Origin of the sequence: Odoribacter sp. N54.MGS-14, assembly GCF_000980295.1 — a bacterium.
In the GTDB taxonomy this organism is placed as follows: domain Bacteria; phylum Bacteroidota; class Bacteroidia; order Bacteroidales; family Marinifilaceae; genus Odoribacter; species Odoribacter splanchnicus.
This window is the reverse complement of sequence record NZ_LARL01000021.1, coordinates 1-23,196: the sequence shown is the minus strand read 5'-3', so window position 1 is coordinate 23,196 and position 23,196 is coordinate 1. Positions and strand designations below refer to the sequence as shown.

22 protein-coding genes are annotated in these 23,196 nt (G+C 45.9%); 14 read left to right on the top strand and 8 right to left on the bottom strand.

Features of this window, described 5'->3' with window-relative positions; all coding sequences use genetic code 11:
- The first annotated feature begins 96 nt into the window (after positions 1–96).
- Positions 97–702: a flavodoxin domain-containing protein gene (locus WS42_RS06485; RefSeq protein ID WP_022160781.1), complete on the top strand. Its 606-nt coding sequence runs from the start codon at positions 97–99 to the stop codon at positions 700–702.
- A 208-nt stretch (positions 703–910) separates the two neighbouring features.
- Entirely contained in the window at positions 911–1,858 is a 948-nt protein-coding gene (locus tag WS42_RS06480) for an Abi family protein (RefSeq protein WP_353743302.1), read from the top strand.
- Between the two features lie 195 nt (positions 1,859–2,053).
- Here the strand turns inward: WS42_RS06480 and cobC are convergent, their stop codons facing one another.
- From cobC to cobU, 4 genes are all read right to left on the bottom strand, one after another.
- Positions 2,054–2,581 carry an alpha-ribazole phosphatase gene (cobC, locus tag WS42_RS06475; RefSeq protein WP_013612651.1) on the bottom strand — a complete coding sequence of 176 codons (528 nt, stop codon included), beginning with the start codon at positions 2,579–2,581 and terminating at the stop codon, positions 2,054–2,056.
- On the bottom strand, positions 2,578–3,324 hold the full coding sequence (gene cobS, locus WS42_RS06470; protein WP_046450872.1) for an adenosylcobinamide-GDP ribazoletransferase: 747 nt from the start codon (positions 3,322–3,324) through the stop codon (positions 2,578–2,580). Before cobS ends, cobC begins: the two co-directional genes overlap by 4 nt.
- 9 nt (positions 3,325–3,333) lie before the next feature.
- Positions 3,334–4,371, bottom strand: a complete 1,038-nt coding sequence (gene cobT, locus WS42_RS06465) for a nicotinate-nucleotide--dimethylbenzimidazole phosphoribosyltransferase (RefSeq protein WP_022160783.1) — start codon at positions 4,369–4,371, stop codon at positions 3,334–3,336.
- Positions 4,372–4,443: 72 nt separating this feature from the next.
- Entirely contained in the window at positions 4,444–4,959 is a 516-nt protein-coding gene (gene cobU, locus WS42_RS06460) for a bifunctional adenosylcobinamide kinase/adenosylcobinamide-phosphate guanylyltransferase (protein ID WP_013612648.1), read from the bottom strand.
- Positions 4,960–5,163: 204 nt separating this feature from the next.
- Here cobU and WS42_RS06455 point away from each other — a divergent pair, with 204 nt between their 5' ends.
- The 6 genes from WS42_RS06455 to WS42_RS06430 all read left to right on the top strand — a co-directional run bounded on the left by WS42_RS06455 (position 5,164) and on the right by WS42_RS06430 (position 13,348).
- Positions 5,164–5,706 (top strand): RNA polymerase sigma-70 factor, encoded by a 543-nt coding sequence (locus WS42_RS06455; RefSeq protein ID WP_229032340.1) that lies wholly within the window; start codon positions 5,164–5,166, stop codon positions 5,704–5,706.
- A 122-nt stretch (positions 5,707–5,828) separates the two neighbouring features.
- The gene (locus WS42_RS06450; RefSeq protein WP_022160785.1) at positions 5,829–7,082 is read left to right on the top strand and encodes a FecR family protein; all 1,254 of its coding nucleotides are present in this window, start codon (positions 5,829–5,831) and stop codon (positions 7,080–7,082) included.
- A gap of 35 nt (positions 7,083–7,117) precedes the next feature.
- Positions 7,118–10,654, top strand: coding sequence for a SusC/RagA family TonB-linked outer membrane protein (locus WS42_RS06445; RefSeq protein WP_046450878.1), 3,537 nt, complete (start codon positions 7,118–7,120; stop codon positions 10,652–10,654).
- A 5-nt stretch (positions 10,655–10,659) separates the two neighbouring features.
- On the top strand, positions 10,660–12,258 hold the full coding sequence (locus WS42_RS06440) for a RagB/SusD family nutrient uptake outer membrane protein (RefSeq protein WP_046403158.1): 1,599 nt from the start codon (positions 10,660–10,662) through the stop codon (positions 12,256–12,258).
- A gap of 12 nt (positions 12,259–12,270) precedes the next feature.
- On the top strand, positions 12,271–12,900 hold the full coding sequence (locus tag WS42_RS06435) for a lipoprotein (RefSeq protein WP_046403160.1): 630 nt from the start codon (positions 12,271–12,273) through the stop codon (positions 12,898–12,900).
- A gap of 19 nt (positions 12,901–12,919) precedes the next feature.
- Positions 12,920–13,348 (top strand): hypothetical protein, encoded by a 429-nt coding sequence (locus tag WS42_RS06430; protein WP_046403206.1) that lies wholly within the window; start codon positions 12,920–12,922, stop codon positions 13,346–13,348.
- 60 nt (positions 13,349–13,408) lie between these two features.
- Here WS42_RS06430 and WS42_RS06425 read toward each other — a convergent pair whose 3' ends face one another.
- A complete protein-coding gene (locus WS42_RS06425; protein WP_022160790.1) occupies positions 13,409–13,915 on the bottom strand; it encodes an IS1634 family transposase in 507 nt (168 codons plus the stop codon).
- Between the two features lie 1,274 nt (positions 13,916–15,189).
- Entirely contained in the window at positions 15,190–15,330 is a 141-nt protein-coding gene (locus WS42_RS15390) for a hypothetical protein (protein WP_286728381.1), read from the bottom strand.
- A 1-nt stretch (position 15,331) separates the two neighbouring features.
- Between WS42_RS15390 and WS42_RS06410 the strand changes: the two genes are divergently transcribed.
- From WS42_RS06410 to cbiB, 6 genes are read left to right on the top strand one after another with little or no spacing between them, the layout of a single operon-like run.
- Positions 15,332–15,775, top strand: coding sequence for an RNA-guided endonuclease InsQ/TnpB family protein (locus tag WS42_RS06410; RefSeq protein WP_274973152.1), 444 nt, complete (start codon positions 15,332–15,334; stop codon positions 15,773–15,775).
- Positions 15,776–15,811: 36 nt separating this feature from the next.
- Entirely contained in the window at positions 15,812–16,333 is a 522-nt protein-coding gene (locus tag WS42_RS06405) for a histidine phosphatase family protein (RefSeq protein WP_046403163.1), read from the top strand.
- A 37-nt stretch (positions 16,334–16,370) separates the two neighbouring features.
- The gene (locus WS42_RS06400; protein WP_022159601.1) at positions 16,371–16,937 is read left to right on the top strand and encodes a cob(I)yrinic acid a,c-diamide adenosyltransferase; all 567 of its coding nucleotides are present in this window, start codon (positions 16,371–16,373) and stop codon (positions 16,935–16,937) included.
- A gap of 42 nt (positions 16,938–16,979) precedes the next feature.
- The gene (locus WS42_RS06395; protein WP_046403830.1) at positions 16,980–18,473 is read left to right on the top strand and encodes a cobyric acid synthase; all 1,494 of its coding nucleotides are present in this window, start codon (positions 16,980–16,982) and stop codon (positions 18,471–18,473) included.
- A gap of 2 nt (positions 18,474–18,475) precedes the next feature.
- Positions 18,476–19,510: a pyridoxal phosphate-dependent aminotransferase gene (locus tag WS42_RS06390; RefSeq protein WP_046403167.1), complete on the top strand. Its 1,035-nt coding sequence runs from the start codon at positions 18,476–18,478 to the stop codon at positions 19,508–19,510.
- Positions 19,503–20,447: an adenosylcobinamide-phosphate synthase CbiB gene (cbiB, locus tag WS42_RS06385; RefSeq protein ID WP_046403168.1), complete on the top strand. Its 945-nt coding sequence runs from the start codon at positions 19,503–19,505 to the stop codon at positions 20,445–20,447. Before WS42_RS06390 ends, cbiB begins: the two co-directional genes overlap by 8 nt.
- Here cbiB and WS42_RS06380 read toward each other — a convergent pair.
- Together WS42_RS06380 and WS42_RS15385 are read right to left on the bottom strand one after the other, a co-directional pair.
- Positions 20,440–21,741, bottom strand: a complete 1,302-nt coding sequence (locus tag WS42_RS06380) for a cobyrinic acid a,c-diamide synthase CobB (protein ID WP_046450870.1) — start codon at positions 21,739–21,741, stop codon at positions 20,440–20,442. The two genes, cbiB and WS42_RS06380, sit on opposite strands and share 8 nt — an antisense overlap.
- Before the next feature lie 86 nt (positions 21,742–21,827).
- Positions 21,828–23,156: a TlpA family protein disulfide reductase gene (locus WS42_RS15385; RefSeq protein WP_182321339.1), complete on the bottom strand. Its 1,329-nt coding sequence runs from the start codon at positions 23,154–23,156 to the stop codon at positions 21,828–21,830.
- Positions 23,157–23,196: the final 40 nt, after the last annotated feature.

The window sequence follows — 23,196 nt, the reverse complement described above, 5'->3', positions numbered from 1 at the left end:
CGCAGAGAAAATTTTTTTAACAAAAACAAACCGTCCCGTTCCTTTGCCGTATATAGGTTAGATATCATATAGGTTTGACATTAAATTATGCGATCCATGAAAAAGGAAAATCAACCAGGGAATTATCAGCTGAAAGCTGATCTGGAAGGGAATTATTTGATAGATAAAGAGCATAAGGCTACAAAACGATTAGGAATATTTTATGCACCTTCGGGAGGCAGCGTTCATAAAGTGGCCCGTCTGATCAAACAAAAACTGGTAGATCTGCAACCGGATCTCTTTGTTATTTCTGATGTCACTCCACTGCGATTACTGGATTATCACAATCTGATCCTGGTCTGTTCGACTTTAGGCCGGAATACCTGGGAAATGGAACAAAAAGATCCCTGGTCGTCATTTTTACCCAAAATGCTCCGGATTCGTTTGGAAGGTCGAAAGGTTGCTATCGTCGGGTTGGGGGATCATGTCAGTTATCCGAATAATTTTGTAGACGGAATGGGCATATTGGGCCAGACGATCGGGGAAATCGGTGGGCAACTGATCGGAGAAACAGAGACCCGCGATTATATCTTTAATGATTCGCGTGCTTTACAGGAAGGTAAATTTATCGGTTTACCGCTGGATGAGGATTATGAGGCTGATAAAACAGAAGATAGGGTAGATAATTGGTTGGAAAGGATCCGGCCTGAATTGAAAAAATAGGGGCGGCCTGCCAGGTAGAACAGAAGAAGGTGGCTGAAAAGTCATCCTGGAGAAATAAATGGAAGTATATCAAAAATGAAATTTGACTTAGTTTGTTGTTTTTGCCTTTACCTTTGCTATTTCAAATAAAAGTATTACCTTTGCAATTGATATGACCTCCCACGCTTCCCGTTGAACAGCGCACCCGGGGAGGTCTTCGAGTTTTTATATGGTAGTTTCAATAGAATTGACTGATAAAATTGATTATACAAAGAAGCCGTTGACTCTCGCCGAGCAAGTCGCACGGCTAAAACAACGGGGGCTTGTTTTTGATGATGAAAGCGAGGCAACTGCTTATCTTTTCAATATCAGCTACTATCGGCTTCGTGCATACACTTATCCGTTCCAAGAGAACGGCGAAGATTCCGAACACACCTTCACTCGCAAAGATATTCACTTCAAGGACATCATTGACCTTTATTGTTTCGACCGCAGACTGCGTTCACTTATTTTCAATACTATTGAGAAGATAGAAGTGGCAGTGCGCACAAAAATTGTACAGGTATATGCCGAAAGCACAGGCGATAGCCATTGGTTCAATGATGAAAGTTTATATCGTTTCGGCTATGATGATTTGATGGATCGTATTGATGCTGATGTAAATCGCAGCAATGAAGATTTCATCAAGCATTACAACTCCAAATACGACAATCCTTTGATGCCGCCGAGTTGGATGGCACTCGAAGTTGTGTCGTTTGCCACATTGAGCCGTTTGTTCCAATCCTTAAGGTTAGACAGTCGTAAAGAGTACATTACCGAACAATTCGGTTTGAAGAAAGTGGCAATCTTGGAAAATTGGCTACACTCCATTTCCAATCTCCGTAACTGTTGCGCTCACCACAGCCGAGTGTGGAATCGTCGTTTTATGGTCAGTGTAATCCTGCCATACAATACTCTTTATCCCTTTATGGATAGAACTACAATCGGACAAATACGCACAAACAAATTATTTGCCGTGCTGTCTTGTATCGCGTATATACTTGATATTATCAGTCCAGGTAGCGACTTCAAAAAGAATATCAAAGAGTTGCTCAAATCCGATTGCCGTTTGCTCGACCTCAAAGATATGGGATTCCCTAAGTATTGGCAATCTCTCCCCATTTGGCGGGAAAAATAGCAAACTTTGTGTTTATACAAAGTGATCAACAGATAGTTAACCTCAGTGTCCCGGTAATCCTTGATTCGTCAAGTTATCGGGTTTGTTATTTTAATTGTTAGAATATTTTATTCGACAATATTTTGAGTGGTAAAGAAGTTATGATACAGGAAGTGGATGAAGCGTATCTGAATTCATTACTGGAATAATACAGTTTCAGAATTCCAACACATTTTTGCTGCCATAGTCCACCTCTATACTGAATGATTCTTCGATCGGGCAAATGCCTGCGTAGACCATAGCGCAGGCGATGACTCCCCGGTGGGTGAAAATACAGGCATCGGTATGGCCGGAATGGCGGAGTTCATCCAGAAATTGAGCGACACGGCGGCACTGATTTTCATAGCTTTCCCCTCCTCCTGCCGGGAGATGAATCCAGTCCTTATACCAAAGTTCAAGACGGGGGTCGGTGAGATCGTCCCATTTCTTCATTTCCCACTCCCCGAAGTTAAGTTCTTTTAAACGGTCGTCGAGGATCGGTTCGTGAAAGCCACAAAAGGCAGCTAGCTTCCGGCAGCGGGAGAGCGGGCTGCTATACACGATATCGAACTGTTCGTTGGAAATGTTTTCTTTGACCCGGCTGGCTTCGGTTTCGAAAGAAGGGGCGACACCGACATCGCTCCAGCCGTAACAAATTCCGGTTTCGACGGCTACACGGGTATGGCGGATCAGGGTTATCTTCATAGGGAATAAGTATAAACGATAGTGGCACCGATATAAAAAAACTGTTCGGCTAAAAGTACGCTGGCCCCGCAACAATCTCCGGTATATCCTCCGATTTTACGTTTGAAATACCAACGCAAGCCGGTAAGGATAAGGAGGGTGGGGATTAAAGCTGAGAAAGGAGTCGCCATCAGCCAAAGGGCGGTGAGGCAGGGCAGGGCTACCAGGACAAATTCGCAGAGACGGATTTTGCGGTAGAGTACTTTTACTTTGCTCTCTTCTTCCGTACGGGCATAGGGTAATGTATTGATCATAACGGCGGTACAAAGTTTGGAAAGTACATCCGCTCCGATAATGACACCGGGAAGGGCCAGCGAATAAAACGAACTCAACAAAGATACATACAAGATGAAATACAGAATCAGGCCGATCGTACCGTAACTACCGATATGGGAGTCCTTCATGATTCGCAGGATGCCGGCTTTGTCATGTCCTCCGCCGAAACCGTCGAAAAAATCAGCCAGTCCGTCTTCATGTAAAGCTCCGGTCAGGAGCAGACGGGCAATGACCGCAATGACGCAAGCCGGCAACAAAGGCATGACCCAAGAGGCAAGATAAAGCGTCCCCCAGGTTGTCGCTCCGGTTAAAAAACCTACGATTGGCCAGTATAACAGGATTTCTGCATACTGCTTTTTATCTACCCGGACGATTCGCCATAACGGAAGCCGGGTAAATAATATGATTGCCGCAAACAGAGATTTCATACGGATATCTTAAAAATATTTCGTAACGGCTGCCTGTTTGAAACTGCTCATTTCGTTGATCATACGGATGGCGGATTCTATAATCGGATAAGCGCAAATGGCTCCCGTTCCTTCTCCCAAACGTAATCCCAAATTCAATAATGGCTTGGCGTGTAAAGCTTCTAGCACTGATTTATGTCCGGCTTCATCGCCCTGATGTCCGAATACACAATATTCCAATACCTCCGGATGCAGTTTACTGGCTGCCAGTATGCAGTTAGTCATGATAAAACCGTCGATGATGATCGTCATGCCTAACTCTGCAGCCTGTAGCATACCTCCTGCTGCCGCCACCATTTCAAAGCCTCCGAACCAACGCAGGATATCTTCTGCCGTACCGTTTCCCTGATAATTGTCTGTGGCCCGTTTCAGTACCTGATATTTATGTTCGATACCCTGGTTGTCCAGTCCGCTTCCGGCACCGACGCATTCTTTTAACGGAATTCCGGTGAAAAAATACATCCAGACCGATGAGGCCGAAGTATTGGCCATGCCCAATTCGCCGAAACTGATGATGTTGGTTCCTTCCTGATAAGCCAATTGTACCATTTCTGCCCCGATTTCGATGGCGCGTTCCATCTCTTCGGGCGTCATGGCAGGTCCGTAAAGGTAATTATCGGTACTCTTCCTGATTTTCCGGTGAATAAGTCCGGGCAGATCCCCGAAATCGGCATTCACTCCGCAATCTACCACTTTCAGTATGAAATGATGCTGGCGTGCAAACATATTGATTCCGCCGCCGCCTTTCAGGAAATTGTATATCTGTTGTGCCGTTACTTCCGGGGCAGAAAAGCTGACTCCTTCGACAACCACACCATGGTCGGCTGCAAACACAATATTTTGAGGAGTTCTCAAAACAGGAGAGAGGCTTTGTTGGATGGTACCGATCTGGACTGCCAATTCTTCCAACCGTCCTAACGAACCTTTCGGTTTTGTCAAATTATCGATTTTATCCTGAAGTGCCGGTACGATCTTTTTATCCGGCGTTTTGATATTGAAAGTTCTCATATCGTATCCTATTATTTTTTATCCTTATTACCTTTCACTTTTTTTACCTCCCTGCCTTTAGCTTTATAGCCTTTAGCCTTTTACCTTTACTCCTATTCCCGAGACCATCAGCACCACCTCGTCGGCTTTCTCTGCGATGTATTGGTTTACCCAGCCTTGCATATCGGTAAACCGGCGTTGGATGGTGTTTTCGGCAACTCCACCCATACCGATTTCATTGGTCACAAAGATAAAAGTCGCTTCCTGGGCTGTAAATCGGTCGAACTCTTCTTTTAGTTCTTGTAAAGCCAGGTCGACATTCGAATCCTGATCGAAAAAGAAATTAGTACCCCACAAGGTAACACAATCGATCACGATTACCCGTCCTTGCAAGTGATGTTTACTCAGGGCTTTTTCTTCCTCGATATTTGTCCATTGAGGTCCCCGGTCACGTTGATGCCGTTCGATACGTTTACGGTATTCTTCATCCCATACCCGCGAAGTAGCCATATAAACAGGACAGTCGGATAGTTCCAACGCTAAACGCTGTGCATAACCACTTTTACCGGAACGTTGCCCTCCGGTGACTAAAATAATTCTTCTTGTCATTCCTCAGAATTTGAATTCGTAAAGATATAAAACAAAGAAAATCAAAATTCATAAATTCTTATTTTTTTCGTAACTTGCACAAAAGTTGTTCATGATATTTATCTGATTGGAAATGAAATAAATATACGGAATTTATCCGGCGTGAACAACTTTTTTATGCGTTTATGCCAGATGTATAACGGGTTAATTTCGTATATTTGTAGCATGTACGAAAAAAATCCCGAAGAAGAAACGTTCAAGACTTTCTTCTTGAAATACCATGATGTGTTGGTTTTATATGCCACAAGTATTCTGAAAAATGTTGATGCGGCAGAGGATGTTGTGTTGGGTTGTTTCGTACAGGCTTGGGAAAGCTCTCTTTATAAAAAACTTTCTGATGGGTTGGATAAATACATGTTTCATGTGGTCAAGAATGCTGCTTTAAACGAGCTGAGAGACTGTAAACGCAGGAAAACCCGCCATGAAAAAATGATGGAAGGAATGCCCGTGGCAGAAATCATGCATGAAGATGAGCAAACTGAAATAGATGTTTTGTACTTCGCGATAAACCAGCTTCCTCCGGAGCGTCGCCGTATTTTTATGATGGTGTATGCCGAAGGGAAAAAATATAAGGAGGTTGCCGAGCATTTGCAAATCAGTATTAATACTGTCCGAACCCAGTTGTCGCGTTCGTTGAAGTTTCTGCGGGAGAAACTGGAGGGCCACATGTTTACCATATTATTGCTTTATTTCAGAAAATCGGAATAATCAGGGTGGTGTCGCAGGAATTGGCGATACAAATGGGATTGTTGCAATTTTTTTATAAAAAAATGGGATTTCCTGTCACATGATTTGATGGGTGGTGGTGTTATTTGTATAAAACTAGGAGTATGGAAGACGAAATATTAAAAATTATGGCGGCTGAAATAGCGGGGGAGAACGTGACGAAAGAGGAGAGGGAGAAGATGAACAGGTGGTGGGAAGAGAAAAGAGGGAATGAGAGAACGTATAAGATGTTGATGGGTGAGTTGGGTGAGGTCGTGAGGTTGGTGAGACAGCAAGGAGGGTTGGATAGGGAGAAGGCCTACGAGAGGTTGGAGAGCGATATCCGGAAGAAAATGACGGTACGGAAGGGTAAGATACGGCGGATGAGGTGGTGGTCGTTTGGGGCGAGTGTGGCAGGGGTGTTGTTGATATTGGGTGTCGGGATAATGTTATGGATGAAGCCGGAAGAGAATGGAGTCTGGGAGGGCGAAAAAACGGTGGAACCGGGAATCGGGCAAGTGGTGTTGACGCTGGGAGATGGTGAAAGCGTGCCGTTGAAGCGGGATACGAACAGGTTGATTTTTGGGGGTACGATGTTGCAGGTTAGGAATGAACGGGGAACATTGGTATACTCGAAAATCAAAAGCAAGGAGGCTTCGGAGAAGATTGTCTACAATACGTTGACGGTTCCTGTGCGTGAGAGGTTTCAGCTTGTTTTGGCGGATGGGACAAAGGTGTTCTTGAACTCCGGTTCGGAAATGCGTTATCCGGAGAGGTTCGGGAAAGCCAGAAGGGAAGTTTTCTTAAAAGGAGAGGCATGGTTTGAGGTGGCGAAAGATAGCGCCCGTGAGTTTTGGGTACATGCAGGAGCGATGGATGTGAAGGTGTTGGGGACTTCTTTTAACGTGAAGGCTTACGAGAGGTTGGAAACGGTGGCGACGACGCTCGTCGAGGGGAGTGTGGAGGTGGCATGTGCCGGCAAGAGTTTTCAGATTGTGCCGGGAGAGCAGTTTGTATATGACAAGAATAATCGGGTGATGGATGTGAGGATGGTGGATACCGAATCGTATGTTTCGTGGAAAGACGGGTATTACAAATTCCGGCAAACGACATTGGAAGAGATTATGGAGACGTTGTCTGTCTGGTATGGATTGAACGTGTTCTACGTGAATGAAAGTGCGAAACAGGTAGAGTTCACTGGAAAAGTGAGACGGTATGAGGATGCCCGTATGTTGCTGGATAAATTCGAGCAGACCGGAGATGTAGTATTTGATATAAAAGGGAATAATGTTTTTATAACAATAAAGCAAAAAAAGCCGTTCGCACGGGAGTGGAACAGCTTTTTAGTTAAAGCACGCGGCATGGTGTGGCAATCTTGACCGACGTGCAAGGTAAAATTCTAATGTACAAAAGTATGAAAAAAAAGTCAAATCAGACAAGAGCCGGAGGGCGAATTCTTGTCCCTAAGTGGATGATGAAGATGAAAGTCGTTTTTATTTTATTGGTTTGTAGCTTGGTGCAGGTGCAGGCAGCAGTGAGCGCTCGCCAATTGAAAGTTTCAATAGAGCTGAAAAACGTGACATTGGAGAAGGTTTTTCAGGAATTGGAAAGGCAAACGGGTTATAGTTTTCTCTATAATCACAGGGAAGTGGTGACTTGGAAGAACGTGAGTATCAGTGCAGAGAATCAAGGATTAGAGGCGGTGCTCAAAGACTTGTTGCCTCGCTTGGGAATGTCGTTTTCTTTTGACGATAATTTGGTAATTATAAAGGCAACCTCGTACCAGGAACCCGAGAAGAAGTTTGTTCGGGTGAGAGGCTTCGTATATGATGCGGCCAAACAGCCTTTGCCGGGGGTAACGGTAAGGGTTGTCGGCACTACTATTGGTACGGCTACAAATGAGAAAGGTTGGTTCGCATGGGATTTGCCTTTGTTGAAAGGGACGTTGGAATTTTCATCTGTCGGTTTTAAGAAACGGCGGGTGGAATTTTCTGAAAAGACGGCGAGAGATACGTTGCGTATTACCTTGACGGAAGATGTATCCGATTTGGATGAAGTGGTTGTCCGGGCTTACGGTACGCAGAATAAGCGGGAGATGGTGAGTGCAATCTCGACGGTGACAGCGGAAGAAATGAAAGAATTGCCGGCAGCGAGCATCGCAGACATGTTGCAGGGAAGATTGGCGGGTGTGAATATTGTGTCGCAGTCGGGAGCTCCGGGTAGTGCTGCGGTGATTGCGGTGCGGGGGTTCAACTCTCTGTTGGTGGATGGTGCGAGTGACGGACAGCCGTTGTGGGTGGTGGATGGAGTGCCGATGTATTCGTTTGTTTCACCGGTGACCGGTACGAATACGCTGGCTGACCTGGACCCGAGCATGATTGAATCGGTACAGGTGTTGAAAGATGCGGCGGCGGCATCGATTTACGGTAGCCGTGCGGGCAATGGGGTGATTCTTGTTACAACGAAGAAGGGAAAGGTCGGTGAGGCCAAGTTTTCGGCAAATGCTTCCTACTCGATTTCACAATTGATGGAATATCCCGAGCAGACGGGCGGACACATGGAGAGATGGTTGGAACTTAAATTCCGGAGGAATATCAAGAATAATTATTACGATTGGGCGACAGGGAAGTATCACGTCCCTACTTCGTACGAGGATGTGTATAACAATGGAAACGGTATCTACGACCAGTTTTGGGGGAATGGTTACTGGGGTTCGCCGAGCATGATACATTCATTGCAGGATAGTCTGGACCCTTATTACAATAATAGTACAAACTGGTGGAAGTATGCTTTTCGCAGGAGCAAGGTGGTCAATGCAAATGTGCAGGCTGTAGGAGGTACGGAGCGTTTCCGTTATATGGTGGGACTCGGATATTATGACGAGCAGGGAATCATGATTAACAGCGGATACAAACGGGCGAACCTGATATCGAACCTGACAGCACAATTCACACCGAAATTGAGGATGGATACGCGTGTGTATCTCTCTTATGTGGACCGGACAATGAATCGCTCCTCGTCATCGGCTTCATCCAAGCATACCCGCTACGAGGGATTGTCTGTGAATCCGTCACAGCAGCTTACCGTGTTGCCTGCCACGAAGGAACTGGAGGCAGAGTGGAAAAAGTCTGTCCTGGGAATCAAGGATCGCACGGACGATTATCGTGCAATGGTGACGGCTTTCCTTGAGTATGAGTTTCTTAAAGGATTGACATTCTCGGCATCAGGGAATATCGACTACTCGCAGTCGAACCTGAATAAGTATACTCCCGGTGTGTTTGACGAATATCATAACGAAAGTAAGTCGGAAGGAAATATCGGTCGACAGGTGATGCTTTCTTCGGAGGAGTTGTTGCATTATAACGCAAGTGTGAATGATGTGCATAATATTGATGTACTTTTGGGTGTCAATACAAACAAGGAACAGGCATTTTCGATGTACGGCTATGGGTTGCGGGGAGTGAGCGATGATGTGTACTATTATAACCCGCAGAAGGTCCCGCCGGTGGTGAATCACGGAACACCGGAGTTTCCGGACTATGCTGCAACGCGCTATTACTCTTCGGATTTTACCGAGAAACGGATGGTGAGTTATTTCGGCCGTTTGGGATATAATTACAAACAGCGTTATTTGCTGGAGTTTACATTCCGTCGTGACGGTAGTTCTACGTTTGGTGAGGGAAACCGTTGGGCAAATTTCCCGTCGGTGGCTGTCGGCTGGTCGTTTTCGGAGGAACCATTCATCAAACGCTTGACCGGAGGCTGGCTGAATTGGGGTAAGATTCGCGGTAGTTATGGAAAATCCGGACAGACATTTACAAGTGCTTACCTCGCTCACGGATTGATGAACATTATGGACAAGAGCTTTTTCGGGAAGACGGGTATAACGACTGACAAGCCTGTATCGCCTTATCTTACCTGGGAAAAGACAAGGCAGTATGACCTGGGTTTGGATATGGATATGTTCAATTATCGTTTGAATGTGAAATTGGATTACTATTACAAATATACCAGTTCGCTGATTTATGATATTCCGATTCCGGGCAGTTTGTATGCGTTCGGTGCGCAGGTGGAAAATGCGATGGAAATTTCCAACGAGGGGCTTGAGCTGGAGTTGCAGGCAGATATCTTGCGGGAGAGTGCTGTGAGCTGGCGAATGAAATTCAATATGGCAAGAAACTGGAATCGTTTTGAAAAGTCGTATTCGGGGAAAGATGTAGTGGACGGTGACGGGACGCTACTGGTAGTCGGCAGACCTTTGAACGGTTTGTACGTGTGGGCGCACCGGGGATATTACAACTCGGATGCTGAGGTACCTCGCTTGTACAAGATTGACGGACAGGAAATATACTTCAACGGTGTGGCGACAAATGGAATCAGCGGCGCTGTCGGTGATTATCGTCTGCTTGACTTGGATGGCGACGGGAATCCGGATTCATATTATGCGGGTTCGCCGCTTCCTTTGGCTCATGGAGGATGGGTGAACGAATTGATGTGGAAGAACTTCGACCTGAACGTACTGGTGAATTTCACAATCGGGAGAAAAATGATTAACAACCGGATGGGTCTGGGGTTCAGCAGACAGTCAGAGGATGGCCATTTGACGAAGTTGTTTGATTACCGCAAGTTGAGACCATGGGACGGGGTGAACAAGAAACCGAATGCTCCGGCATGGGGAAATTCTCTCAGTATGAATACGGACTCGGCTATCGAGAAGGTGCACCACCTTGCCTTGAAGCAAATAACCTTGGGATATAATCTTCCGGACAGGATATCCAAGAAGGCAGGGCTCTCGGGAGTACGTTTCTTCCTGACAGCAGAAAACCTGTTCTATTTGAGCAACTACTCGGGCGGAAATCCGGAAGTGGTGAATATTTACACGGGACGTGATAATGGCGATACTTATCCATTACCCAGAAAGTATACGTTGGGATTAACTCTTAATTTTTAACGGACATGAGAAGATATATTTACATATTTGGTTTGACAGTTTTGTTTTGGGGGACTTCTTGTGCGGATTTTATAAATATCCAGCCGGAGAATGCAACCACCTATTCTAATTATTACAAAAACGAGAAGGAGCTGGAGGCTGTGCTGACCGGCTTGCAAGTCTATTTGAGGCAGGCTGTGGGTGAGTTTACCGGTGGCGATATTTCCAGAGCCGGAGAGATATTGGATTACGACAGATCTTTGCGCAAGGGGTTGACATTGTCGAATGTAGGAACGTGGAAATATTATTATTACACGATTTATCAGGCGAATTTGATTCTGGAGAATACACACCGTTTCAAAGGAGACCCGGAGAAGTTGAAACCCTATATTCAGCAGGCATATTTTGCCAAGGCAGTGGCTTATTTCTATTTGGCGATGAATTATGGACAGGTGCCGATTACTGGCTCAACAATTGAGTTCTCTAAGTTTCCTCAGAGCCCGATAGGCAATGTGTTGGATGAGGCGGAAAAATGGGGATTGAAGGCGATGGATTTGCCGACATACGAGGAGTTGGTGGCTACTTCAAAAGAATCCCGAATGAAACAGTATGGCAGCAAGGGTGCCGCGGCTGCTTTGTTGGCACATCTCTATGCGTGGAGAGCTGGCGTAGAAGGCAAGAAAGAGTATTGGGCAAAGGCCGAAGAGTATTGCAGTATGCTCATTGAAGGGAAAGCAGGCAATTATTCGTTGGCTGCGGATCCTGAGACCGTTTGTACAAGCGTGATGAAAGGAGGAAGCGCCGAGTCGATTTGGGAGATTTACTATGACTCACAAGAGGGTTTGCGCACTGATTTGCCAATTACGTTCCCGATAGCTCTGGGAAGTGCGCATCCGATTAACAATCAGTATTCAGACGGATATTACAAGAGTACGGTGAGAATGATGTATGCTCCCGAAGATTTGCGTAGGGATGCCTATTTTTGGAATATTGATGCGGATTCATTGTTCTTGATTTATAAGAGCAATGAGGAGGTTTATGCTGCAACGAAGTATAGACCGGGAGATTCCATCATAGCAGCGGAGGACAATCAGAAGTTGCAACGGGCATTCCTGTATAAGTTCCGGTATGCACATTACATTAAGCTTGCGTACACCCCGGAGCTTCAATATGCCGGAATCAATCAGTATAAGGTGATTTGGAGATTGGGCGAGATATACTTGCTCCGTGCAGAATGTCGGGCCCGTCAGGGGAAGACGGATGCCGTAGACGATTTGAATGAGATCCGTCGCCGGGCCTATGGGGATGACATGCACGCTTTCCCGAACTCTGATGATGTGGAAAAAGGACTGAGTGGGAATATTCAGCTGGCTATTTTCAGGGAGAGGGAGAAGGAATTGCTGGCGGAATATCACCGTTATTTTGACATTATGCGTAACGGTTGGTGTTTCTTGAGAGGGGATGATACGCATGATTATATCAGAATGGAAATTTCTGAAGCTTATGGTAAACTCACGGATAGAGATATTCAAGATGGTGCTTTATATCTAATGTTGGGAGCGGACTGTTTCTCCAATAATGATTTGATTCGCCAAAATAAGTATTGGAATCGTCGTTCGAATTAAAAGAAGAATATTATGAGAAAAATGTTATATACAATATGGTTTTTGGGCTCGTTATTACATGTGGGGTGTACAAAAGACAATTATATCGACACAGGGATTAGTAACGGACGTTATCACGGAAATTTGATGCAGTACATGGGATCGAATTCCTACGATTGGGATTCTACGATTCTGTTGGTTCGACATGCGGGAGACGATATCGTACGGCTTTTTGAGGGTAAAGATCCTGAGCACAAAGAGATTACGTTCTTTGGTATCACGAATCATTCGATTCGTCGGCATTTGTTGGAATCCGGTTATCAACGGGTGGCTGATCTCGACCCGGAGTGGTGTCGTGAAATGTTGCTGAGGCATGTGATTGACGGAAAACTCTATCGGAAAGACATTCCTTACGGAGAACCGACGCTTTATGGTACTCCGGGCACGGGTGGTAGCTACTTGACTACCTTGGCAGGTACGCCAATATGGGTGTTTATCATGAAGCAGGAGAAGAATGGCGTAGTGGAACATGCAGCTAAGCCGATATACATCAGTTTCATGAATTCCCAGCCTATTTTTGCCATCGCCTCGGGAGACATTGAGCCGGACAATTGTCTGGTGCACGCATTGGAATATAATTTTGCATTGGGGTATGAAGAATAATTCAAAAAAGTACATGAAGATGAAACAAATAATGATATGGATGATATTGGCAGTGGGCCTGTTGGTCGGAGCTTGCCATCAGACAACGGTCGGCTACCTGTTGACAGAGAACGCATCTTACGACCCGGACACGATGTATATTCGCAAGACGTTAGATCCGGAATTGGATGCTGTCCGGATTGAGAATAAGGCTCCTTGGGTGAGTTTGGCGTTACAAGGATACGAGGGGACTCAGCAGATTTTATTCAGCGTGGAGTCGGTGACTTCGAATCAGGGAGAGGAGGCTGCGGCGATTTTCAAGAAAGACTTGACAATCCGTGGAGGCGGAGTTTTGCTGTACCCGTTAGAGAATGATGCGAAACCGGGCGTCTATAAGGTGTCGGTTCGATTGACGAATCCCGGATACTCTCACGTTTTGCGAGATGCCATGACGATCATCGTGGAGTGATAGATATAATTTTTTGAAGATTCACAATAGAAGTGCAATTCGTGTAGAATCTTCAGTCCTCTACCTTGCTCGCCCGAAGGCGAGCAAGGTAGAGGCTGAAGTGTTCTGACTGTGGTGCTGCTGTAAAGTATCACATCGTATGTCCGACAGACCGAACTTGTCTTTCAGTATCTGTTCCATCGGCTTGAGTGTGCTGGTCTCCGCCGTGTTCCCCGGCTCGATGCACATTGCCAGCGGGAAGCCGTCATGGTCCATGAACAGCCCCGGCTGTACAAGGGGCAGCGGACGGCCCTCTTTGCAGTGGCCAAACCGCACCAGTCCGCATTCCTCCTCCCGCTCAAAGAAGTAGTTCGTCGGGTTATAGTACACAACCTGCGTATTACGCTTCCAAAGCTTCTGGCTGCGCTTATACATATCTGCCTGTATCTCGCTGAACTCCGTGGCTGGTAGTGACAATGCCCTGTACACCTGCTCCAGCGTGCATTCCGGCCGCCCGAAGAACTTCCTGGTGTCCTCCAGCGGTGAGCGCTTTGACCCGGGATACAATATCCGGGTGTACACCGGCATGGACAGGATACTGTTAAGGTCGTTCCATCATCTGCGCGCTACCCCTTGATGGTATAGAGGTATGTGAAACGACCGCCTGGTTTAATGACAAGTCTCATCTTTGCAATATACCGTTATATACCACAAATTAATTAAGGAATATTTGACAAAAAAAGACCTTGGAGGGCCTGCTGGCAAATAAAATAGAAAAATTATTGTGTCAAACTACCGAATATTGTTGTAATCTCGAAAAAAGTGTTTATATTTGCGCATGAATCAGAATTAAACTCATAGAGTATGAAGTAGTTTTGAGTATATAAAAACGACGTTTAAATTCATTATATTATACCACCTCTTTTCAGGGGTGTTTTTTTTTGTTTTATACTTTATAATCATCTGACTATCAACTCTTATTAAGAGATTCATAAAAGTTCCAAAATTTTTCCCAAACGACCACCAAAAAAACGGACGTTTTTTTGGTGGAATTTTATTTTCAGAACATGTCATTTTTATATAAAAATATTATTGTGATAAGACAAATATGGTGCTGACCCGGAACTTTTACCTGATATCCTGTCGGATGATAATATATGTATACACATTTTATACATACTTTTCGGGGAGGTAGTATGATATTGTTAACTAATAATGCAAAAGAGGTATGAAGCTGATTGATTTGATCGATGATATGGAAGTAAAAAAGTGGGTCTTGATATTTTGTATCCTTGGCGTGTCATTTACCGACAACGTCGGAGATATAAAACTGGCTGAGGTATTCAGTAATAAAAAAGTAAAAGAGTGGGTCTTGATATTTTATATCGTTGGTGTGTCAGTACTTGTTTTAAAGGAATCGATAAAAATATAATAATGGTTTCGATAAAATGGATTTAAATAAACGAAGTAGCGATTAAAAAATAAAAGTATGGGAAAAAATGTTTTTAATAAGGGGGGCTGATCAGTAAAAAACATGATTTATAATCCCCTGAATGTGTGAGAATGAGATTCCGGTTGGATAGTCAGCCCTTTTTTGTGGAAAGACGGGGATTCGGACTCCGGAGTCCTTTCAGAGGATTACACGCCCCCCAGGCGTGCCGGTTCAGCCACTCCTGCCTCTTTCCTTCCTGACGGAGTAAAGATCCGGCGAATCTTGCCGGTATACCTATTTGAATCCCTGGAAACGAGTTTTATTCACCGGATCAAAGATAGCATGTAATCTTTCAGTAAAAAAACTCAATGAATTATCTTGTAACATTTTCGTAACAGAAAGGAGTTTCCTATTTTTACAGCCGCAAAATTCAGAATCTTAAAAAATGGATTATGGAATCTTTGATGTACTGAAGGTAGTTTTCATATCTTTTCCAGATGGCAGCCGCTGACATTTGTTTGAGCCTTCGTGCAATTTGCAGCGGAGACAGTTTGGGTTCGCTACGTATCATCATGTGTATATGGTCTTTGTCTGTTTATCCGGCTGATGAGCAAAGGGTTTTGTTCGCCGAGACCTTCGGCTGTTGTCGTTTTGTCTATAATTGGGCATTGAACCTTAAAATCACGGCATACAAGGAGCGTAAGGAAACGCTTGGCAATGTATATTTGACGAATCTGATGAAGAGCGAACCGAAAGCGGAACACGAATGGCTTTCAGAAATCAGTTCCCAGTCCTTGCAGAGTGCGTTACGCAATCCTGACACAGCCTACACCGACTTTTTCCGTAATACTCATGCGGTTGGCTTCCCCCGTTTCAAGTCACGTAAGGACAGGCAGAGCTTCCTCTGTCCGCAGCATTGGCGTGTGGATTTCTCCAAAAGCACAATTACGATTCCCAAAGCCAAAGATATTCCAGCCGTGCCCCGGATCAAATCCGATCTGAATTTAGATAAATGATTTCAAAAACTTTTACCTTTGTACAAATTTAGGCAAATGAAGAAAATCGATTTATTATTGACACGGCATGGGGAGACCATCGAAAATCAACGGCATGTTCTCCAGGGGCAATTGCCGGGAACACTTTCCCCTTTAGGAAAAGAGCAGGCAGTTGTTTTGGCAGAACAATTGAAGCAAGAACCTTTGGATGTAATCGTATGTAGTGATTTGGCACGTAGTTACGATACGGCAAAGGTCGTTGCCGGTTACCATGGAAAACAGCCTCAGCCGACTCCTTTATTGCGGGAGATGGACTGGGGAATATATACCGGCGAAACGCTGGAGGATGTAGATTGGGAGCATCTGCCTCCTGGTGTCGAGTCGGTGGACGAGTTGTATCATCGGGCAGGAGAATTTGTGAATTACCTTCGGGTGAAATATGCCGGTAAATGTATACTTGCAGTCGGGCACGGTGCTTTTAACCGGGCGATTCTGACTTATCTGAACGGAGGAAAACCGGCCGATATGGTCGATCTGCCTATCATGGAAAATACTTCTGTTATCCGGTTAAGTATATAATAGATAAATTCGGGATACTAAAATAAATGATAATCATATGAAAATATACACTCGCGGAGGAGACAAGGGGAAAACGAGTATTCATGGCGGACAGCGTGTAGATAAAGACGATATCCGGATAGAAGCCAATGGGACGTTGGATGAGTTGAATTCTGTCCTGGGATTGATTCGTGCGTTGATAGGAGAGGGGCATGAGTGGCAGGAGATGTTGTTTTACCTGCAACGTTCTTTGATGGTGGTGATGTCGCATGTGGCCACTCCGGCTGCCTTAAGGGGACAAAATCCGAATCGGTTGCCGGAAGAACCGGATGTGTATTGTGAGCGGCAAATCGATTTTTTTAATGCAAAAATACAGTATCCGTCCACTCATTTTATTTTACCCGGAGGGAACCTGGTATCGGCCCAATGTCATGTGGCCCGGACTGTGGCCCGGCGGGCGGAGCGTCGTTTGTGGACTTTGAACCGGATAGATCCCGTCGAACCGGTTATCCTGCGTTTTGTAAATCGTTTGTCGGATTTGCTTTTTATCCTGGCCCGGTACGAAATGGATAAAGAAGGAGCTGAAGAAGAGCGTTGGCGTGATTTCTTATATAAGAAAAAATAGCGCGTCTCCCTTGAATAATCCTTGCAGCAATCTGTGATAAATATGGAAAAGATAGAGAAAAAAAAACTACGTCCGATTATGTTTGTCGGGACTTGTTCGGATGCGGGAAAAAGTATCCTGAATACGGCTTTTTGCCGTATTTTCAAACAAGACGGCTATCGGCCGGCGCCTTTTAAAGCGCAGAATATGTCGTTGAATTCCTATTCTACGCCGGAGGGAGGAGAAATCGGAAGAGCTCAGGCCGTGCAGGCGGAGGCATGTGGGATCTTGCCGCATACGGATATGAATCCGGTTTTGTTGAAGCCGTCCACCGATCAGACTTCCCAGGTGATATTGAACGGCAAGGCTGTGGGGAATATATCCGCCCGGGAATATTTTCGTTCGGGGAACAAAACGCAATTATTTACCGAGGCCGTGAAGGCATTTCATCGTCTGGAAGAAAACTATAATCCTATTGTATTGGAGGGGGCCGGTAGTATCTCCGAGCTTAATTTGCGGGACAGGGATATTACGAACATGCGGATGGCGAAAGAGGTGGATGCTGCGACTTACCTGGTGGCGGATATCGATCGGGGAGGAGTGTTTGCTTCTGTTTATGGTTCCGTGATGTTGCTGCCTGAAGAGGAGAGATGTTTGATCAAAGGTATCATTATCAATAAGTTTCGCGGAGATGTGTCTCTTTTTGAAGAAGGAAGGCAGATCATCCGGGAGCTTACCGGAGTTCCGGTGGTCGGTGTGATCCCTTATTATAAAGATATTCATATCGAAGAAGAAGATTCTGTCGCTTTGGAGGTAAAAGCTTCTGCTGCTGTGGCAGGGAAGATCAATGTGGCGGTGATTCGTCTGCCGAGAATGTCTAATTTCACCGATTTCAATGCATTGGAGAGAGACGGGCGTTTCCATTTATATTATACGGATAAAGCGGAGGAAATCGGTAAAGCGGATGTTATCATTCTGCCGGGAACAAAAAGTACTATAGCCGATTTGCAGGCTATTTATGCCAACGGGGTGGCGGAAGCTGTGGTGAAGGCCTTCCGGAAGAAGAAAAAAGTCATCGGCATTTGTGGTGGGTATCAGATGATGGGAGTGCGGATCGAGGATCCCGGGCAGGTCGAAGGTATGCAAACCGTGACCGACGGATTGGGGTTACTGCCTCTGGTCACGGTGATGCAGGATACGAAGGTGGTTTGTCAAAGTCATTTCCGTTTTAAGAATTATGAATCGGATTGTGCCGGTTATCAGATTCACATGGGGACGACGACACCTTTACACGCGGGAGAGCGGCAAACAACGCTCAATACCCTTGCAGACGGTACAACCGACGGTTACCGGTTGAACGCAGACTGCTGGGGAAGTTATATGCACGGTATCCTTGACAATCCGGTTGTTTTAGACGATCTGGCTGCAGGTTTCGGAGTGGCTGCCGGCAGTGGTTTTGATTACAGGGCTTTTAAAGAACGGCAATACGACCTTCTGGCCGGTCAGGTACGGAAAGCTGTCGATTTGGACTATATTTATTCAACTTTATATTTATAACTATGATTCACGGACATGGGGATGACCTTTATAAATCGCAGGTGCAAATAAAAGCGAACTTTTCGACAAATGTCTGGTATGAAGCGGATACCCGTCCCTTGTGTGATTTTTTGAGTACGCATCTCGAAGGCATTTTTCATTATCCGGAACCGGATGCCGGTTCTTTCCGTAAGGTGGCTGCTGCCTACCACGGGCTTACTCCCGAACAGGTTTTGGTCGGAAACGGGGCTACAGAGTTGTTCTATATGGTGGCTCATGCTTTTTCCGGTAATCGTACGTTGATACCTGTCCCGTCGTTTACAGAGTACGAAGATGCATGTACCTTGTATGACCATCATATCCAATTCGTTGGGCAGGTCGATGTGGAGCATATTCCCGAACATACCAATCTGATGTTTATTTGTAACCCCAATAATCCGGACGGACGAATCTGGAACCTGGAAGAAATTACGGCTTTGGTGAAAAATTATCCGGATATGATGTTGGTTGTCGACGAATCGTTTATTCATTTTGCTCCCGGGACGGAGTCGGCTTTATCACTGCTGAAAGAATATTCGAATTTGTTGGTTATAAAATCGATGACCAAGTGTTATGCTATTCCGGGCTTGCGTTTGGGATATATGCTGGGAAATCCGGCTATCGTCGAATTTGTGGCTTGCTTCGGGCAGCCTTGGTCTGTGAATGCGCTGGCGATAGAAGCCGGGAAATTCTTGCTCCGGCATGGCGGGGAAGGTTTGCCGGATGCTTCTTTGTTAAGGATCCGGCAGCAGGAGTTCGCTGCACAAATGGCCCGAATTTCCGGATTCCGTCCCTTGCCTTCGGGAACGTCTTTTTTTCTCGTAGAAACGGATTACAACAGTTCGGCTTTAAAGAAATATCTGTTGGAGAAACATGGACTATTGATTCGGGATGCTTCCAATTTCAGAGGATTGGACACGCACTATTTTAGGGTGAATACCCTGACTGAGGCAAAAAACCGGCTCCTGTTGGAAGCATTGGAAAGTGTAGATAAAATCAAATTAGAGCCTTATGAATGAGGTGTGGCTGGTTATTCTTCCCTTGATTGCGGGTTATCTGCTGGATCTGGCCTTTGGGGATCCCCGGACAATCCCGCATCCTGTCGTGGGGTTTGGAAATATGATCTCTTGGGCAGAACGGCATTTCAATTGCGGCCGATTCCGGAAATGGAAAGGGGCTGTCGTGGCACTGTCGTTTCCTTTGTTTGTCGGTATGATCGGTTGGGGGATAACCGTCGGGACCCTGGCCGTTGGGGATTGGTGTTTCTGTATTGTTGCGTCTGTCTTTGTTTTTTATGGATTGGCTAACCATAGCCTGATCCAGGAAGGGAGGGAAGTCATCGATACATTGAAAAAACAGGGCGTGGAGGCGGGACGCCGGCGCCTGTCCTGGATTGTAGGCAGAGATACATCGGAATTATCGCCTAAGGAGATATATACGGCTGTACTCGAAACGATGGCAGAGAATCTGAGTGACGGGGTTGTGGCTCCTTTATTTTATTATGCTTTGGGCGGATTTCCGGCTATGATGGCTTATAAGATGGTAAACACCCTGGATTCGATGATCGGTTATAAAGATGAGCGTTACCGGCAGTTCGGTTGTATGGCAGCCCGTTTGGACGATGTATTGAATTATATCCCGGCCCGGTTGACTGCTTTGTTTATGGCCCTGGTAGCCTATCGTCCCGGTCTGTTCCGGTTTATTTTCCGTTATTGCCACCAGCATGCCAGCCCGAATTCCGGTTTCCCGGAATCGGCTATGGCGGGAATTTTAGATTGCCGGTTCGGCGGTGCACACGTTTATCACGGTTTGTTGGTCGAAAAGCCTTATATCGGGGATAACGACAGGGAAATAAGCTATGCCGATTTCCGGATTGCAGTCCGGGTGAATCATAGGGTAACTCTCCTTACGGTAGTATCGATCGTTGCGGTCTACCTATGCGTGTTTATCAAATAAAGAACGGGGGAAGATCTCCCCAATAAAAGTGAATATAGCTGGCAGTGACATGCCCGGAACGATAAACCGGCGTATCGACTTCCATCCCTTTGGCATTCGTTACCCGGGCAATGGATGGCAGGGGGCTTTGACCCGGGATTATGCGGGAGTAATGGAATTCGTGGCCCCGGTATTCCTGCCCGTTCAGAAAAATTTTGCGATATCCGAGTTTTAATTTCATATTTTCCATCGTTGCTCCTTGCGGTAAAAAACCGCACATCGGATAGGAATGTCCGTCTGTATCGGTAATATATTCTCCGAGGTACATCATTCCCCCGCATTCGGCAAACAGATGTCCTCCGTTTTGGCAATAATTCAGTATCGACTGCCGCATCGTTCGGTTTTCACTCAAACGGGAAAGGTAAAATTCCGGGTAGCCTCCGGGTAAATACACCAGGTCGGAGACGGGAAGTTCACTGTCATACAGCGGACTGAAAAAAGTGAGTTTGCCTTTTTGTTCCAGTACACGTAAATTTTCCGGATAGATGAAATTGAAAGCTTCGTCACAGGCGATGGCAATACGCATGTCGCTGGCATGGCTGTTTGTTTCTCCCGGAAGGCAGGACGACGGGGCAGTTGCACAGGAACAAATATCCAGCAAACGGTCGATACCCACCGTCTGTTCCACCTGACAGGCGATCCGGTCGGCAAATTCATCGAAGCAAAACTCACTATCGATGTTCAGGCCCAGGTGGCGGGAGGGTATTTCGATGCCTTTGCATTTGGGCAAATATCCCAGGGCTTCGACGCCGGCATCCCGGCAGGCTTGTTGCAGGTAGGTGTAATGCGATTCGGAACCGACGAAGTTGAATACAGCTCCTGCAATTTGGATATCGGGACGGAAATGTTTGAAACCATAGAGGATTGCTGCGACGGTGTAAGCGGTCGACCGGGCATTGACCACGAGGATAACGGGAAGATGCAACAGGCCGGCAAGTTCGGCGCTGCTGCCTGCCATATTGTCGTATCCGTCGAAAAGTCCCATAACACCCTCGGTGATGCAGATGTCTGCCGTTCGGCTATGCCGGGCATATACCTCTTGTACATGTGTCGCTGAAGCCATGAAGGTATCTAAATTGTATGACGTTTGCCCGGCCGCAGCTGCATGGTGTTTGGTGTCCAGGTAGTCGGGGCCGCATTTGAACGGTTGTACTTTCAGACCGCGGTTTTTCAGCGCACGCAATAATCCCAGCGTGAAAGTGGTTTTTCCGCTGCCCGACGAAGCTGCACCGATGAGAAATTGAGATGTGCGCATATTTTTTTCGCAAAGATAGTGATAAAAAACGAAAAACCAGGCTGGTGGGATAGGGGCAACCGTCACACATCAATAACCGCTAACACTTATTTCAATTGATTGAGCCTATCTCTTAACGGTACACCGATAGAAGGATGTTCCGCCTTGTATTGCATCAATTTGCCATCTTTGCCATACAGCAGGAAATGAGGGATACCCCGGACATTCAGCATATCGGTAAAGGCACCATCCTTAACAATCCATTGATGTCCGTCCAGCTTCAACTGATCCATTTTCTTTTCCCAGGCCTCCCGGTTTTCATCTAAAGAGATACTGACAAATACCACATCGGGATTGGTTACACTTTTCTCCAGTTTTTGCAGGTAAGGAATCTCTGCGCAACAGGGACTACACCATGAAGCCCATAGATCGATGTAGAGATATTTATCTTTAAAATCCGACAAGCGGTGTTGATTACCGCTCCGGTCCTCGAAAGTCACGTCCGGAATCGGGGCACCGACGACTGAAAAACGCTTTTCCCGGTACTGATGTACAACATCTTCCCCACCGGGCACTCCCTCGCACAATGTTTCCAACCGGATCAGATTCTCTTCACTATAGGGATACTCACTGATATAATTGGCGAGTATCGAGAGATGTAAGGCTTCCCGCATAGAAGGTGTCCGGAATTGTTCTTTCAACAGGCGGATTTGCTCTTCCGGGGTTCGTGCCTGTTTCCTCAAGTAAGAAAGAGCAAGAATCTTGCTACCGTAAAACTGTCTCCAATAAGGTTTATCCACGATTGCCGGCACCTCCGGTAAACCGGAAGTCAGGTCTTCCGGTAATTGCATTCCCTGCCGTCCGTAATGATGAGCCATATTCTGCACGATCTCCAGGTAAGTAATCAAACTCCACGTATTCAGGTAATCAGCTAGCACCTCATCCGGTTGCCGGGTAGCGATCAGGCGTTTCGCTTCCTGAAGGAAGTCTGATAACTTGCCTTTCAACTCTCCGGGTGCCGAGGAAGACTGCCAGAAAGTTTTACCCGATTGCAACATGTATGCCCGAAATTCCTGGAGCATCCGGTTCCCTTTATCGACGGCCTCTATCATTGCCTCTTGATTTTGTAACACGAATTTCATCTTTACGGGCTTGCTGTTCTGAAAGTAAACGGGAGTAGAGAATTGCCACTTCTCCCCGTCTTTTTCCGTAACCACGCCATTGAAATTGAAAAACGGGATATTTCCGGCAGGCAAAGTGACCGAGAATCGATGACAACTGTCCGGCACGATACTTGCCGTCGTATCGTTACCCTGCAACGATAAACGGTAAGAGATTCCTTCCGTGGAATATAATTCACCCGTGAAAGTATATTCAGGTTTGTTCCGGCAAGCAACGCAAGCCAGAACAAACAAATAAAAACAAAATCGTTTCATACAAATCATTGCTTCTTGTAAATGATTTTTAGCGGTTTAT

Excerpts from the sequence above, each read along its gene's own strand:
- WS42_RS06435 (WP_046403160.1), top strand. The coding sequence starts at position 12,271 with ATGAGAAAAATGTTATATACAATATGGTTTTTGGGCTCGTTATTACAT.
- cobU (WP_013612648.1), bottom strand. The coding sequence starts at position 4,959 with ATGACAAGAAGAATTATTTTAGTCACCGGAGGGCAACGTTCCGGTAAA.
- WS42_RS06450 (WP_022160785.1), top strand. The coding sequence starts at position 5,829 with ATGGAAGACGAAATATTAAAAATTATGGCGGCTGAAATAGCGGGGGAG.
- WS42_RS06410 (WP_274973152.1), top strand. The coding sequence starts at position 15,332 with ATGTGTATATGGTCTTTGTCTGTTTATCCGGCTGATGAGCAAAGGGTT.
- WS42_RS06380 (WP_046450870.1), bottom strand. The coding sequence starts at position 21,741 with ATGCGCACATCTCAATTTCTCATCGGTGCAGCTTCGTCGGGCAGCGGA.
- WS42_RS06480 (WP_353743302.1), top strand. The coding sequence starts at position 911 with ATGGTAGTTTCAATAGAATTGACTGATAAAATTGATTATACAAAGAAG.
- WS42_RS06390 (WP_046403167.1), top strand. The coding sequence starts at position 18,476 with ATGATTCACGGACATGGGGATGACCTTTATAAATCGCAGGTGCAAATA.
- cobS (WP_046450872.1), bottom strand. The coding sequence starts at position 3,324 with ATGAAATCTCTGTTTGCGGCAATCATATTATTTACCCGGCTTCCGTTA.
- WS42_RS15390 (WP_286728381.1), bottom strand. The coding sequence starts at position 15,330 with ATGATACGTAGCGAACCCAAACTGTCTCCGCTGCAAATTGCACGAAGG.
- WS42_RS06425 (WP_022160790.1), bottom strand. The coding sequence starts at position 13,915 with ATGCCGGTGTACACCCGGATATTGTATCCCGGGTCAAAGCGCTCACCG.
- WS42_RS06400 (WP_022159601.1), top strand. The coding sequence starts at position 16,371 with ATGAAAATATACACTCGCGGAGGAGACAAGGGGAAAACGAGTATTCAT.
- cbiB (WP_046403168.1), top strand. The coding sequence starts at position 19,503 with ATGAATGAGGTGTGGCTGGTTATTCTTCCCTTGATTGCGGGTTATCTG.
- WS42_RS06455 (WP_229032340.1), top strand. The coding sequence starts at position 5,164 with ATGTACGAAAAAAATCCCGAAGAAGAAACGTTCAAGACTTTCTTCTTG.
- WS42_RS06445 (WP_046450878.1), top strand. The coding sequence starts at position 7,118 with ATGAAAAAAAAGTCAAATCAGACAAGAGCCGGAGGGCGAATTCTTGTC.
- WS42_RS06395 (WP_046403830.1), top strand. The coding sequence starts at position 16,980 with ATGGAAAAGATAGAGAAAAAAAAACTACGTCCGATTATGTTTGTCGGG.
- WS42_RS06440 (WP_046403158.1), top strand. The coding sequence starts at position 10,660 with ATGAGAAGATATATTTACATATTTGGTTTGACAGTTTTGTTTTGGGGG.
- cobC (WP_013612651.1), bottom strand. The coding sequence starts at position 2,581 with ATGAAGATAACCCTGATCCGCCATACCCGTGTAGCCGTCGAAACCGGA.
- cobT (WP_022160783.1), bottom strand. The coding sequence starts at position 4,371 with ATGAGAACTTTCAATATCAAAACGCCGGATAAAAAGATCGTACCGGCA.
- WS42_RS06405 (WP_046403163.1), top strand. The coding sequence starts at position 15,812 with ATGAAGAAAATCGATTTATTATTGACACGGCATGGGGAGACCATCGAA.
- WS42_RS06485 (WP_022160781.1), top strand. The coding sequence starts at position 97 with ATGAAAAAGGAAAATCAACCAGGGAATTATCAGCTGAAAGCTGATCTG.
- WS42_RS06430 (WP_046403206.1), top strand. The coding sequence starts at position 12,920 with ATGAAACAAATAATGATATGGATGATATTGGCAGTGGGCCTGTTGGTC.
- WS42_RS15385 (WP_182321339.1), bottom strand. The coding sequence starts at position 23,156 with ATGAAACGATTTTGTTTTTATTTGTTTGTTCTGGCTTGCGTTGCTTGC.